The 12,970-nt window shown below is 61.9% G+C and carries 13 protein-coding genes; 10 read left to right on the top strand and 3 right to left on the bottom strand.

All coding sequences use genetic code 11. The annotated features are described in order from the left end of the window. Positions 1–140: 140 nt before the first annotated feature. Both ACODSK_RS30750 and ACODSK_RS30745 read right to left on the bottom strand, forming a co-directional pair. Positions 141–1,361 (bottom strand): CaiB/BaiF CoA transferase family protein, encoded by a 1,221-nt coding sequence (locus ACODSK_RS30750; RefSeq protein WP_489021645.1) that lies wholly within the window; start codon positions 1,359–1,361, stop codon positions 141–143. A gap of 14 nt (positions 1,362–1,375) precedes the next feature. Next, positions 1,376–2,557: an acyl-CoA dehydrogenase gene (locus tag ACODSK_RS30745; RefSeq protein WP_489021643.1), complete on the bottom strand. Its 1,182-nt coding sequence runs from the start codon at positions 2,555–2,557 to the stop codon at positions 1,376–1,378. 165 nt (positions 2,558–2,722) lie between these two features. Here ACODSK_RS30745 and ACODSK_RS30740 point away from each other — a divergent pair, with 165 nt between their 5' ends. The 10 genes from ACODSK_RS30740 to ACODSK_RS30695 all read left to right on the top strand — a co-directional run bounded on the left by ACODSK_RS30740 (position 2,723) and on the right by ACODSK_RS30695 (position 12,465). Beyond that, positions 2,723–3,637, top strand: coding sequence for a LysR family transcriptional regulator (locus tag ACODSK_RS30740; RefSeq protein WP_489021641.1), 915 nt, complete (start codon positions 2,723–2,725; stop codon positions 3,635–3,637). 418 nt (positions 3,638–4,055) lie between these two features. Beyond that, entirely contained in the window at positions 4,056–5,177 is a 1,122-nt protein-coding gene (locus tag ACODSK_RS30735; RefSeq protein ID WP_489021640.1) for a Re/Si-specific NAD(P)(+) transhydrogenase subunit alpha, read from the top strand. Positions 5,178–5,188: 11 nt separating this feature from the next. Then, entirely contained in the window at positions 5,189–5,506 is a 318-nt protein-coding gene (locus ACODSK_RS30730) for an NAD(P) transhydrogenase subunit alpha part 2 (RefSeq protein WP_042127705.1), read from the top strand. A 2-nt stretch (positions 5,507–5,508) separates the two neighbouring features. Continuing rightward, positions 5,509–6,945, top strand: a complete 1,437-nt coding sequence (locus ACODSK_RS30725; protein ID WP_489021638.1) for an NAD(P)(+) transhydrogenase (Re/Si-specific) subunit beta — start codon at positions 5,509–5,511, stop codon at positions 6,943–6,945. Positions 6,946–7,126: 181 nt separating this feature from the next. Further along, entirely contained in the window at positions 7,127–8,620 is a 1,494-nt protein-coding gene (gene scpC, locus ACODSK_RS30720) for a succinyl-CoA:acetate CoA-transferase ScpC (protein ID WP_489021636.1), read from the top strand. A gap of 321 nt (positions 8,621–8,941) precedes the next feature. Continuing rightward, complete coding sequence (locus ACODSK_RS30715) at positions 8,942–9,157, top strand: DUF1127 domain-containing protein (RefSeq protein ID WP_489021634.1); 216 nt, start codon at positions 8,942–8,944, stop codon at positions 9,155–9,157. Positions 9,158–9,438: 281 nt separating this feature from the next. Next, the gene (locus ACODSK_RS30710) at positions 9,439–9,756 is read left to right on the top strand and encodes a DUF2388 domain-containing protein (RefSeq protein ID WP_489021633.1); all 318 of its coding nucleotides are present in this window, start codon (positions 9,439–9,441) and stop codon (positions 9,754–9,756) included. A gap of 113 nt (positions 9,757–9,869) precedes the next feature. Next, on the top strand, positions 9,870–10,160 hold the full coding sequence (locus ACODSK_RS30705) for a DUF2388 domain-containing protein (protein WP_489021631.1): 291 nt from the start codon (positions 9,870–9,872) through the stop codon (positions 10,158–10,160). Between the two features lie 29 nt (positions 10,161–10,189). Beyond that, the gene (locus tag ACODSK_RS30700; protein ID WP_075801970.1) at positions 10,190–10,510 is read left to right on the top strand and encodes a DUF2388 domain-containing protein; all 321 of its coding nucleotides are present in this window, start codon (positions 10,190–10,192) and stop codon (positions 10,508–10,510) included. After that, positions 10,507–12,465 carry a DUF7844 domain-containing protein gene (locus ACODSK_RS30695; protein ID WP_489021630.1) on the top strand — a complete coding sequence of 653 codons (1,959 nt, stop codon included), beginning with the start codon at positions 10,507–10,509 and terminating at the stop codon, positions 12,463–12,465. The genes ACODSK_RS30700 and ACODSK_RS30695 overlap by 4 nt, the downstream gene beginning before the upstream one ends. A 1-nt stretch (position 12,466) precedes the next feature. Here the strand turns inward: ACODSK_RS30695 and ACODSK_RS30690 are convergent, their stop codons facing one another. Beyond that, a complete protein-coding gene (locus tag ACODSK_RS30690) occupies positions 12,467–12,868 on the bottom strand; it encodes a GFA family protein (protein WP_489021628.1) in 402 nt (133 codons plus the stop codon). Positions 12,869–12,970: the final 102 nt, after the last annotated feature.

The raw sequence follows: 12,970 nt of genomic DNA, 5'->3' as shown, positions 1-12,970 counted from the left end.
ATTCTCAAGGAGTTTTCCGTTCCGACTGCGCCGGAAGTGGGGCGAATTATAGAGAGATAAAACAGGGCGTCAAGCACTAATTTCAAATTGATTCAAATCAGGCCTGACACCCCAGTTCTTCTATATATAGAAGCAACGACTCAGAGCACTCCGGCCTCACGCAGACGCTTGATCGTCTCTACCTCCAGTCCAAGCACGCCACTCAGAACCTGCTCGGTGTGTTCCCCCAACAGCGGCGGTGCGTTGCGATACTCCACCGGTGTTTCCGAAAGACGGATCGGACTGGCAACCTGCGGTACGCTCCCGCCAAGCGAGTGCGGGATCTCGATCGCCAACCCGCGAGCCTGCACCTGCGGATCGGCAAACATCTGCGCCAGGTCATTGATAGGCCCGCACGGCACCCCCGCCTGCTCCAATTGGCTTACCCATTCCGCCGTCGTCTTGAACACCGTCGCCTGGCGAATCAATGGAATCAGCTCGGCCCGGTTGGCTACCCGCAATTTGTTGGTCGCGAAACGCGGATCGTCCGCCCACTGCGGCTGACCCGCCACCTCGGCGAATTTGCGGAATTGCCCATCATTCCCAACGGTCAGGATGAAATCCCCATCTGCTGTGGGAAAGTCCTGATAAGGCACGATATTCGGATGCGCATTACCCAACCGACGCGGAGGAGTACCCGTAGTGAGGTAATTCATGGCCTGGTTGGCCAGACAGGCCACCTGCACGTCCAGCAGCGCCATATCGATATGTTGACCACCACCATGCTGGTCACGATGGGCGAGGGCAGCCAGGATGGCAACTGTCGAATAGAGCCCGGTGAGAATATCCGTCAGCGCAACCCCGACCTTCACCGGCCCGGCGCCTTCATCACCCTCGGGACGTCCGGTCAGGCTCATCAGCCCACCCAGCCCCTGGATCATGAAGTCATAACCCGCGCGCTTGGCATAAGGACCGGTCTGACCGAACCCGGTAATGGAGCAATAGATCAGGTTCGGATTGATCTGACGGAGACTTTCGTAGTCCAGCCCATAGGCCGCTAGACCACCCACCTTGAAGTTCTCGATAACCACATCGGACTTCGCCGCCAACTCCCGCACCAGCTTCTGGCCTTCAGCCTGGGTGAAGTCGATGGTCACCGAACGCTTATTGCGATTGGCCGACAGGTAGTAAGCCGCCTCACTGGTGTTCTCGCCATTGACGTCCTTGAGGAAGGGCGGCCCCCAGGCGCGAGTATCGTCCCCGCTGCCCGGCCGCTCGACCTTGATGACCTCAGCCCCCAGATCCGCAAGGATCTGACCGGACCACGGCCCGGCCAGTACCCGCGACAGATCCAGGACCCGCAAATGAGAAAGCGCGCCCATGGACTGGCTCCTTATTAATAGAAGGCCTGGATGCCGGTCTGTGCGCGACCGAGGATCAGCGCATGCACGTCATGGGTACCCTCGTAGGTGTTGACCACCTCAAGGTTGACCAGGTGACGGGCCACACCGAACTCATCGGAGATGCCATTGCCACCCAGCATGTCCCGCGCCATACGTGCGATATTCAGAGCCTTGCCGCAGGAGTTGCGCTTCATGATCGAAGTGATTTCCACCGCCGCAGTCCCTTCATCCTTCATCCGCCCCAAGCGCAGGCAGCCCTGCAGCCCCAGGGTGATCTCGGTCTGCATATCGGCCAGCTTCTTCTGGATCAGTTGATTCGCCGCAAGAGGCCGCCCGAATTGCTGACGGTCCAGAGTGTATTGACGCGCAGTGTGCCAGCAGGCCTCGGCGGCACCCAGGGCGCCCCAGGAGATGCCATAGCGCGCCGAGTTCAGGCAGGTGAACGGGCCTTTCAGACCGCGCACATCCGGGAAGATGTTCTCTTCCGGAACAAACACGTTGTCCATGACGATCTCACCGGTAATCGAAGCCCGCAGACCGACCTTGCCATGGATCGCCGGAGCGCTCAGGCCCTGCCAGCCTTTCTCCAGCACGAAACCACGGATATCGCCGGCATCATCCTTGGCCCAGACCACGAACACATCGGCGATCGGGCTGTTGGTGATCCACATCTTGCTACCGGTCAGGCGGTAGCCGCCGTCCACTTTCTTCGCACGAGTAATCATCGAACCCGGATCGGAACCATGGTTAGGCTCAGTCAGACCAAAGCAGCCAATCCACTCGCCACTGGCCAGTTTCGGCAGGTACTTCTGTTTCTGCGCCTCGGTACCGAACTCGTTGATCGGCACCATCACCAGCGAGGACTGCACGCTCATCATCGAGCGATAGCCAGAGTCGATACGTTCCACTTCACGGGCAATCAGGCCATAGCACACGTAGTTCAGACCACTGCCGCCGTACTGCTCGGGAATGGTCGCACCCAGCAAGCCCACTTCACCCATTTCCCGGAAGATCGCAGGATCGGTCTGTTCATGACGGAAGGCTTCCAGCACACGAGGCGCCAGCTTGTCCTGGGCGAAGCTGTAGGCGCTATCACGCACCATGCGCTCCTCTTCGCTGAGCTGCTGATCCAGAAGCAGCGGATCGATCCAGTTGAAGCTTGCTTTGCCGGCCATGTGGGAATCCTCGAGGGTAGGAAAGGGATGATTGTTGTCGTGCATTGATCCTAGGCCCGAACGGGCAGGGCGACAAACGAAGATTCCGCAACCTCCTGTGATAATTTCTCACTCCGTAAAGGTGATAAACGCCATTTCACCGATCAATTAGTGAGGTTGACGTATATGCGACGCAAGATCCCCAGCACCACCGCGTTGGTCTGCTTCGAAGCGGCGGCTCGTCACGAGAGCTTCACCAAGGCCGCCCAGGAGCTGTCCCTGACCCAGGGCGCCGTGTGCCGGCAGATCGGCGGACTGGAGGAGTTTCTCAACGTCGAGCTGTTCCGTCGCTCACGCCGCGGCGTAAAGCTGACCGAAGCCGGTCTGTCCTACAGCCGACGGGTGGCAACCCAACTCGACGCGGTAGAGCGCGACACCCTGTCGGTCATGGGCCAGCAGGGGGCCAACGTGATCGAACTGGCGGTAGTGCCCACCTTTGGCACTCAATGGCTGCTGCCACGCCTGAAGGGTTTCCAGCAGAGCCATCCCGACGTCACGGTCAACCTGACCAACCGCACCCGCCCATTCCTGTTTGCCGACACCAGTTTCGACGCTGCCATCTACTTCGGCGACGCCGACTGGTCTGGTACGCAGTCCCACAGGCTGATGGGAGAAAGCCCGGTCCCGGTCTGTAGCCCGTCGCTTCTGGGAAAGCATCGACAACTCGACCCCCAGACCATCGCCCAACTACCACTGCTGCAGCAGACCACTCGGCCCTACGCCTGGCGCCAATGGTTCGACAGCCTGGAAATGAATGTCGCCCGCGACATGACAGGCCCGCGCTATGAACTATTCTCGATGCTGGCCCAGGCAGCGATGCACGAGATGGGCATCGCCCTGATTCCGCCATTCCTGATCCAGCGCGAACTGGAGGAAGGTCGCCTGGTGATCGCAAATCCGCACGGTTTGTCCAGCATCAAGGCGTATTACCTGATGATTCCGGAAAGGAAGGTCGAATCTGCCTCTTTGCGTGCTTTCCGGGACTGGCTGGTTACCGAGGCACAGCGCTACACCGCAGCCAGCATGGACCAAACGGACTAGTTGACTTGGTAGTCAATTAAATTTAACACCTACAGATATAAGGAAATGTCGCAGTTGCGACAACTGTGTCACTCACCTCTAAAAAGCCCATCAACCCCAATGTTTTCGGGGCTTTAACTCGTCCAAAACGACGTTTTCCGTTCCCTCCGCGAAAATTGTCAGAAAATTTTTAAAAATTCTCCTAATGTCGCTAAAGCCCGTATTTAGCGGGCTCAAGCCTGCCCCTTGCGACATGTGGTCACAGGGTGACTTGTAGTTTCAATAAAGTTTCCATTCAGAACCCATTGAAGCGATTCAGGATCGCTTGCAAAATGCCGCGCCCCGCCTGTTTTCAGGTGGGATCGTGCTGATCGGCCGCCCAGACGCACCATCCGTAGTGCGCTGGTTCAACAACAAAAGATCACGCAGGAGAAATGACGTGCACATTGGTGTTCCTCTCGAAACGCAGACGGGCGAAACACGGGTCGCTGCCACTCCCGAAACCATCAAGAAACTGGTGGGCCAGGGTCATCAGGTCACTGTCGAACGCGGAGCCGGCGTCAAAGCCAGCATTCCGGACAGTGCCTATGAGGCGGTCGGCGCCGTTCTTGGAAGCGCCGCCGATGCGTTTGGCGCGCAGCTTGTCTTGAAAGTCGTAGCGCCCAACGACAGCGAACTGGGCCAGATCAAGAGCGGGACCGTGCTCGCGGGCATGCTCAATCCGTTCAACAACGACCTCATCGCCAAAATGGCCGAACGCGGCATCACCGCCTTCGCCCTTGAAGCCGCGCCCCGCACCTCCCGGGCCCAGAGCCTGGACGTGCTGTCCTCGCAGGCCAACATCGCCGGCTACAAGGCCGTGTTGCTCGCCGCGCACCACTATCCACGCTTCATGCCAATGCTGATGACCGCCGCCGGTACGGTGAAAGCCGCTCGCGTGCTGATCCTCGGTGCCGGCGTGGCCGGCCTGCAGGCCATCGCCACGGCCAAGCGCCTGGGTGCGGTGATCGAGGCCTCGGACGTGCGCCCGGCGGTGAAGGAGCAGATCGAATCCCTCGGTGCCAAGTTCATCGATGTGCCGTACGAGACCGACGAAGAGCGCGAATGCGCCCAGGGCGTCGGCGGCTATGCCCGGCCGATGCCGGCAAGCTGGATGCAACGCCAGGCCCAGGCCGTGCACGAGCGCGCCAAGCAGGCCGATATCGTCATCACCACCGCCCTGATCCCGGGCCGCAAGGCACCGACCCTGCTCAGCGCGGAAACCGTGGCGCAGATGAAACCCGGCTCGGTGGTCATCGACCTTGCCGCGGCCCAGGGCGGCAACTGCCCGCTGACCGTGGCCGACCAGGTCGTGGTCGAGAACGGCGTGACCATCGTCGGCCCGACCAACCTGCCGGCCCAGGTCGGCGCAGACGCCTCGGCGCTCTACGCCCGCAACCTGCTGGACTTCATGAAGCTGCTGTTCGACAAGGACGGCGCGCTGACGATCAACCTCGAAGACGACATCGTCGCCGCGTGCCTGATGTGCCGCGACGGCCAGGTCATCCGCAAGAACGGATAAGGAGCCAGACAATGGAAGACATGCTGATCTCTCACGGCGTCTACAACCTGATCATCTTCGTGCTGGCCATCTATGTCGGTTACCACGTGGTCTGGAACGTCACGCCCGCGCTGCACACCCCGCTGATGGCGGTGACCAACGCCATTTCCGCCATCGTCATCGTCGGCGCCATGCTCGCCGCCGCTCTGACTGTCACCCCGCTGGGCAAGATCATGGGCACCCTCGCGGTGGCCCTGGCGGCGGTGAACGTGTTCGGTGGATTCCTCGTCACCCGGCGCATGCTGGAGATGTTCAAGAAGAAAGCCGCGAAGGCTGAGGGGCAGAAGTAAAAATGAGCATGAACCTGGTAACGCTTCTCTACCTGGTGGCGTCGGTCTGCTTCATCCAGGCCCTGAAAGGCCTGTCGCACCCGACCACCTCCCGCCGCGGCAACCTGTTCGGCATGCTCGGCATGGCTCTGGCGGTGTTCACCACCGTCGGCCTGATCTACAAGCTGGGCGCCGAACTCGCCACCGACGGCATCGCCTACGTGATCGTCGGCCTGCTGATCGGCGGCAGCGCCGGGGCAATCATGGCCAAGCGCGTGGAAATGACCAAGATGCCGGAGCTGGTGGCGTTCATGCACAGCATGATCGGCCTGGCGGCGGTGTTCATCGCCATCGCCGCAGTGGTCGAGCCGCAGTCCCTGGGTATCGTCAGCGCCATCAGCGACCCGATCCCTACCGGCAACCGCCTGGAACTGTTCCTCGGCGCAGCCATCGGTGCGATCACCTTCTCCGGTTCGGTCATCGCCTTCGGCAAGCTGTCGGGCAAGTACAAGTTCCGCCTGTTCCAGGGCGCACCGGTACAGTTCGCCGGCCAGCACAAGCTCAACCTGGTGCTGGGCCTGGCCACCATCGGCCTCGGCCTGGTGTTCACCTTCACCGGCAACTACAGCGCCTTCGCCGTGATGCTGGCCCTGGCCTTCGTCATGGGCGTGCTGATCATCATCCCGATCGGCGGCGCCGACATGCCGGTGGTGGTGTCGATGCTCAACAGCTATTCGGGCTGGGCGGCCGCCGGTATCGGCTTCTCGCTGAACAACTCGATGCTCATCATTGCCGGTTCGCTGGTGGGTTCGTCCGGTGCGATCCTCTCGTACATCATGTGCAAGGCGATGAACCGTTCCTTCTTTAATGTGATCCTCGGCGGTTTCGGTGGCGACACCGATGCCGGTGCAGCGACCGGTTCGAAGGAGCAGCGCCCGGTGAAGTCCGGCTCCGCCGACGACGCCACCTTCCTGCTGAGCAACGCCGACACCGTGATCATCGTGCCTGGCTACGGCCTGGCGGTGGCCCGTGCCCAGCACGCGCTGAAGGAACTGACCGAGAAGCTGACCCACGCCGGCGTCACCGTGAAGTACGCGATCCACCCGGTGGCAGGGCGTATGCCCGGGCATATGAACGTACTGCTGGCGGAAGCCGAAGTGCCGTATGACCAGGTGTTCGAGATGGAGGACATCAACTCCGAGTTCGGCCAGGCCGACGTGGTGCTGGTGCTCGGCGCCAACGACGTGGTCAACCCGGCGGCGAAAAACGATCCGAAGTCGCCGATCGCCGGCATGCCGATTCTCGAAGCCTTCAAGGCCAAGACCATCATCGTCAACAAGCGCTCGATGGCCAGCGGCTATGCCGGCCTGGACAACGAACTGTTCTACCTGGACAAGACCATGATGGTCTTCGGCGACGCCAAGAAGGTCATCGAAGACATGGTCAAAGCCGTGGAATAAGCCCCTGACGACACTGTGACAATAAGCCCCAGCGCGGTACCGGCTGGGGCTTTTTCGTTCCCGGCCTGCCGACAGAAGGCTCTATTTCAGGGCTTCGCATACGACCTTGGTCGGGCGCCGAATAGTTGCGCAAACAGTAGACTGCGCACCTGGTAGGTTCAGTAGCCCGAGATAACAATCCATGTACCGTGATCGTATTCGCTTGTCCTCGCTGCACAATAAAGTCATGAGCGCGGCCGACGCCGCCGCTCTGATCCAGGATGGCATGACCGTTGGCATGAGCGGCTTCACCCGCGCCGGTGAAGCCAAGGCCGTTCCCCACGCCCTCGCCGAACGGGCCAAGCAGTCGCCGCTGAAGATCAGCCTGATGACCGGCGCCAGCCTGGGCAACGACCTGGACAAGGAACTGACCGAAGCCGGCGTCCTGGCCCGGCGCATGCCGTTCCAGGTGGACAGCACCCTGCGCAAGGCCATCAACGACGGCAAGGTGATGTTCATCGACCAGCACCTGTCGGAAACCGTCGAGCAACTGCGCAACGCGCAGCTCAAGCTGCCGGACATCGCCGTTATCGAAGCCGTGGCGATCACCGAAAAGGGCCACATCGTGCCGACCACCTCCGTCGGCAACTCGGCGAGCTTCGCGATCTTCGCCAAGCAGGTGATCATCGAGATCAACATGGCGCACAACGCCAACCTCGAAGGCCTGCACGACATCTATATTCCGACCTACCGCCCGACCCGCACGCCAATCCCGCTGGTCAAGGTCGACGACCGCATCGGCAGCACCGCGATCCCGATCGACCCGGCCAAGATCGTCGGCATTGTCATCACCGAGCAGGCGGACTCGCCGTCCACCGTGCTGCCGCCGGATGACGAAACCCAGGGCATCGCCAACCACCTGATCAACTTCTTTAAAGAAGAAGTGGCAGCAGGGCGCATGACCAACAAGCTCGGCCCACTGCAGGCCGGTATCGGCAGCATCGCCAACGCGGTGATGTGCGGCCTGATCGAATCGCCGTTCGAAGACCTGACCATGTACTCCGAAGTGCTGCAGGACTCGACCTTCGATCTGATCGACGCCGGCAAGCTGGGCTTCGCCTCGGGCAGCTCGATCACCCTGTCGAGCCGGCGCAACGCCGACGTGTTCGGCAACCTGGAGCGCTACAAGGACAAGCTGGTGCTGCGTCCGCAGGAGATCTCCAACCACCCTGAAGTGGTGCGCCGCCTGGGCATCATCGGCATCAACACGGCGCTGGAGTTCGACCTGTACGGCAACGTCAACTCCACCCACGTCTGCGGTACGCGGATGATGAACGGCATCGGTGGTTCCGGTGACTTCGCGCGCAACGCCCACCTGGCCATCTTCGTCACCAAGTCGATCGCCAAGGGCGGTGCAATTTCCAGCGTGGTGCCGATGGTCAGCCACGTCGACCACACCGAGCACGACGTCGACATCCTGGTTACCGAGCAAGGCCTGGCCGACCTGCGCGGCCTGGCACCGCGGGAGCGTGCCCGGGTGATCATCGACAACTGCGTACACCCGGACTACCGCGACGCGCTGAACGACTACTTCACCCGCGCCTGCGAACGTGGTGGCCATACCCCGCACATCCTGCGCGAAGCCTTGGCCTGGCACGAAAACCTGGAAGAAACCGGACGTATGCTGGCGGTGTAACTCCTGATAACTGTTCAGTCGGTGGGGCGCAATGCGCACCGACTGAACAGTTACACACCGCCACCCATCATAAACTGTTCTACTGTACCGCTCGAAAACCCTCGCTTTACCGCGCCAATCTCCCCTAAATGATCAAAAATGCACCATTATTGAGCGCACCAGTACAGTTGCGTGCATTTCGAGTGCAACAGTGCCTCTAAACAGTTAACTGGACCATCACAATGCAGGTGAACTGTATCTACTGTTATGGACGACACAGGAGGATCATTGGCATCAGTTAAATCACTACCTAATCCCGCCATAAGCGGAAGGATGCACATCATGGAACGTACCCTCAGTTCCGGTCTGGTTTTCGAAAGCAACGCCCAACAACCTAAAGCTGCCCTGCCACTGCGCCTGCTGGCCAACCTGGTTCTGTGGCAACGTCGCATCTCCAGCCGCCATCAACTGGCTCGCCTGGATGCCCGCCTGCTGGCTGACGCCGGTATCAGCGAAGCACAGCGCTACGAAGAGCTGAGCAAGCCGTTCTGGCGTTGATGCAAGGCCCGCCGGCCATGGCCGGCACCGAATTCCGAAAAACCCGTCGCAGGTGACTGCTGACGGGTTTTTTCGTTTGGAAGGCGCGGAATAGAGCGCCTCAAGCACAAATAGATACAGTTTCTTAATTTCAAAATTCAACCATAACAGTTGAACTAAGCAGCGTTTCGCTTGTTACGTGTTACGCTTTTTTCACACGCCTTGACTCCACGCGTAGCGCAGCAAGCTGAGCGTGCGTCTGACACTTTAGATAGACCCCAGTCCTACTCAGGAGATCGACCATGACCCGTTCCCGCCTGCTGGGCGCCGCCCTGCTGCTGGCCCTGGCTTCTACCGCCCATGCCACAAGCTTCGTCGTGACCACCGACTCCCTGGTCGGCGCCCTGAAGGCCACTTCCGACGCTACCTCCGACATCACCTCGTCGTTCCGCGACGACAAGGTGGTACGCGCCGCCCGTGACGACGCTGCCAGCTTCGTTGCCAGCAATGGCGATATCCGTGGCGTCAAACTGGAAAGTGCCTTCGCCCACATCCGCCAACAGGTACCGACCCTGCAGGCGAGCGACGCGCAACTGGCCCAGGCGATCCTGGCGCTCTAATCAGGGCAGGCCTGGCAACACGATGCAAAACACCCGGGCCAACCGCTCTGGCCCGGGCTGATGCCATGGGATAGCCTTGGACCCCTTGTGTTTCCAAGGGCAACTGTTTCCCCATGCGTTATCTGCCATTGCTGCTTGCATTGCTCGGGCCCGGGACGGCCCTGGCCTTCGATATGACCACCGCCACCAGCGTCATCAGCGGTTATGCCACCAGCCAGGTGACCAGTGCGCCGTTCGACCGCAAATGGGTCCGGGTGGCCCGCGACGACGCCGCCGTCTTCATCGCCAGCGACGGCCAGGTGCGTGGTGCGCAACTGGAGTCGGTCATGCGCCGGCTGCGCCAGGAAAATCCCGAACTTCATGCTGGCGACCTTGAACTGGCGCAGGCAATTCTCGTCCAATGATCTATCTGTTTTCCCCCCGGAGAAGTTCCATGCGTAACCCGCTGATCGCCGCCACCCTCGGCTTCCTCCTGCTGGCCGATGTGGCCCAGGCCCACACCCTGGTGGCCACCAGCAATATCATCGTCCGCGCCTTTGGCCGTTCGATCGATTTCACCTCGGACACCACCACCTCGATCCGCGACTCCAAGGTCGTGCGCGAAGCCCGTGACGACGCCGCCAGCTTCGTCGCCAGCAACGGCGATATCCGCGGCGCGCAACTGGAAGCAGCCTTCGACACCCTGCGCCAGCGCGTCCCTGAAGCGCGCGATGCCAGCGACCAGGTTCTGGCCGAAGCCATCCTCGCGCTGTGAAGCGCCTCCGTGCCTGGCTGCTGGGTAGCGCCCTCGCGCTGCTCGGCAGTCCTGCCCTGGCCGACCTGCAATTGCACTTGCAGGACGACGGCCTCAGCGCCCCTGAGCGCCAGGCGACCCAGGCACTGCTGGACGAAGCCCTGCAAAAGCTCCCCCCTAGCTTCAAGACCCGACTGGACCGCACGGTCAACGTCAGTTGGGATGCACGGATGCCACAGGATGCCTACGGCCAGGCCTCGCTGGTGTCGACCCTGGCGCTGAACCGCCGCCTGCTGCCCGGCCTGGTCGACGGCAGCGCCGCCAGCGAACAGACCGGCCGCCCCCACGGCACCGTGCGCGAAGAACTGCTGGCCACAGTCCTCCATGAACTCACCCACATCTACGACCGCGCCCGCCTGTGGCCCGCGGATCAGCGCCGCCTGATCGTCCAGTGCCGCCGCCAGCTCGACAGCCAGGGCAAGGTCGGCCAGCGCGACGAATGCCGCGGCCAGGCGGAACGCCGCTTCACCCTCAGCGACGATCCGCGCCTGCTCGACCTGGCCGGCTGGCCGCAATACGTCGGCCGTCGTGGCGAACGCGAACAGGAGAACCACCAGGATGTCCGTACCCCGGACAGCTACGAGCTGAGCAGCCCCAAGGAATTCATCGCGGTCAACATGGAGTATTTCCTCCTCGACCCGAGCTATGCCTGCCGCCGCCCGGCCTTGCACGAGTACCTGAGCAAGCATTTCGGCTGGGCGCCTGAACATCCGGCCTGCGCACCAGAATTGCCCTACCTCAACGCCGGAAACGACTTCGCCAAGCAACCCCTCGGCTACATCGACCCTGAACGCGTCTATTCGGTGGATTACCTGCTGGCCGAGGCCAACCAGAACTGGGTCAGCCGCTGGGGCCACAGCATGCTGCGCCTGGTGATCTGCGCCCCGGGCCGGCCACGCGGGCCGGATTGCCGGCTGGACCTCGATCAACACCTGGTGCTGTCCTACCGTGCCTTCGTCAACGACGTGCAACTGTCCAGCTGGGACGGTCTGGTCGGCTCCTACCCATCGCGACTGTTCGTCCTGCCGCTGGGCCAGGTGATCGACGAATACACCAAGACCGAGCTGCGCAGCCTGTCCTCGGTGCCGCTCAAGCTGTCCCGCGACGAGCTGGAAAACCTGGTGCGTCAGGCTCTGGAAATGCACTGGAGCTACGACGGCAACTACTTCTTCCTGTCCAACAACTGCGCGGTGGAGACCCTCAAGTTGCTGCGCAGCGGCACCGCCAACCGGCAGTTGACCAGCCTCGACAACATCATGCCCAACGGCCTGCTGGAAGTGCTCAAGGGACGTGGACTGGCCGATACCAGCGTGCTGGATGACCCACGCGAAGCGCTGCGCCTGGGTTATCGCTTCGACTCCTACCGCGATCGCTTCGAGGCGATGTTCCAGGTGTTGAAGAAGCAGTTGCCGATCCCCCAGACCAGCGTCGAAGCCTGGCTGGAGCAGAGCGCCGAACAGCGCCGCGCCTGGTTCGACCGCGCCGACCTGCGCACCAGCGCCGCCATGCTGCTGTTGGAGCAGGCCGCCCTGCGTCGCCAGTTGCTGCTGGCCCAGGACGAGGTCAAGCAGCGTTATCTGAGCGGGCGCTCGCAAAACAACGGTAGCGTCGACAAGGCCAACCAGACCCTGCAACTCATCCTGGCCAACAGCGGCTTCCTCAGCAAACCTGCGGAATTGCTAGGGCAGGGTGGCTATGGCCTGCCCCAGACAGAGGAACGTGAGCAACTCCTGGAAAGCAGCCGAGAGCGCCAGGCCCAACTGCAAAGCCTGAGCGCCGACCTCGACAAGGAAGCCCGCGCCTTGCTCGGCCCCGAGCGCGACCGGGAAATCCGCGCCGTGGAAACCAACACCAAGCTGATCGGCGACCACCTGCGCGCCTTGCACAAGGCGGCCGGGGGCCTGGAACTGCCCTGAGTCAGATCGACTCGTGCTCTTCGCCGGGCAGTTGCTCGTCCAGATGCAGCCAGGGCAGGCGGCTTTCGGTCCAGATATGCCGGTCGGGACGGACCGAGGCCGGGTCATCGAGGGTCGCGATGGTGAAGTCAATGGTTTCCGGGCTGAGATCGGTGGTCAGGGCCAGATGGGCACCACAGCGGCTGCAGAAATAGCGCACGCAACTGGCGGACGAGTCGTAGCGCTGAGGCGTACCGGCCAGCCACTGGAAAGCGGAGCAGGGCACCGTTGCCCAGGTGATCAGCAAGCCGCCGGAAACCCGCCGGCAGATCGAACAATGGCAGTGGGCGACATCGGTCAGCGGGCCTTCGACCCGGTAGCGCAGGGCGCCGCAGTGGCAGCCGCCTTCTTGGTATTGGCTCATTTCTGGTGGGCACTCCTTCACTGCTGAAAAAGCCGAGGCCGCGACACAGACCCTGTGGGAGCGGGTTCACCGGAACGCCGGACCGCCGCGATTGCGCTAGTG

The organism is Pseudomonas sp. FG98 (assembly GCF_057808595.1).
Note: the sequence above shows the minus strand (reverse complement) of the source record. Positions and strands in the feature narration are given on the sequence as shown.

Bases quoted from the DNA above. Each gene is read 5' to 3' on its own strand.
- ACODSK_RS30750 (WP_489021645.1), bottom strand. From the start codon at position 1,361: ATGGGCGCGCTTTCTCATTTGCGGGTCCTGGATCTGTCGCGGGTACTG.
- ACODSK_RS30745 (WP_489021643.1), bottom strand. From the start codon at position 2,557: ATGGCCGGCAAAGCAAGCTTCAACTGGATCGATCCGCTGCTTCTGGAT.
- ACODSK_RS30740 (WP_489021641.1), top strand. From the start codon at position 2,723: ATGCGACGCAAGATCCCCAGCACCACCGCGTTGGTCTGCTTCGAAGCG.
- ACODSK_RS30730 (WP_042127705.1), top strand. From the start codon at position 5,189: ATGGAAGACATGCTGATCTCTCACGGCGTCTACAACCTGATCATCTTC.
- ACODSK_RS30725 (WP_489021638.1), top strand. From the start codon at position 5,509: ATGAGCATGAACCTGGTAACGCTTCTCTACCTGGTGGCGTCGGTCTGC.
- scpC (WP_489021636.1), top strand. From the start codon at position 7,127: ATGTACCGTGATCGTATTCGCTTGTCCTCGCTGCACAATAAAGTCATG.
- ACODSK_RS30715 (WP_489021634.1), top strand. From the start codon at position 8,942: ATGGAACGTACCCTCAGTTCCGGTCTGGTTTTCGAAAGCAACGCCCAA.
- ACODSK_RS30710 (WP_489021633.1), top strand. From the start codon at position 9,439: ATGACCCGTTCCCGCCTGCTGGGCGCCGCCCTGCTGCTGGCCCTGGCT.
- ACODSK_RS30705 (WP_489021631.1), top strand. From the start codon at position 9,870: ATGCGTTATCTGCCATTGCTGCTTGCATTGCTCGGGCCCGGGACGGCC.
- ACODSK_RS30700 (WP_075801970.1), top strand. From the start codon at position 10,190: ATGCGTAACCCGCTGATCGCCGCCACCCTCGGCTTCCTCCTGCTGGCC.
- ACODSK_RS30690 (WP_489021628.1), bottom strand. From the start codon at position 12,868: ATGAGCCAATACCAAGAAGGCGGCTGCCACTGCGGCGCCCTGCGCTAC.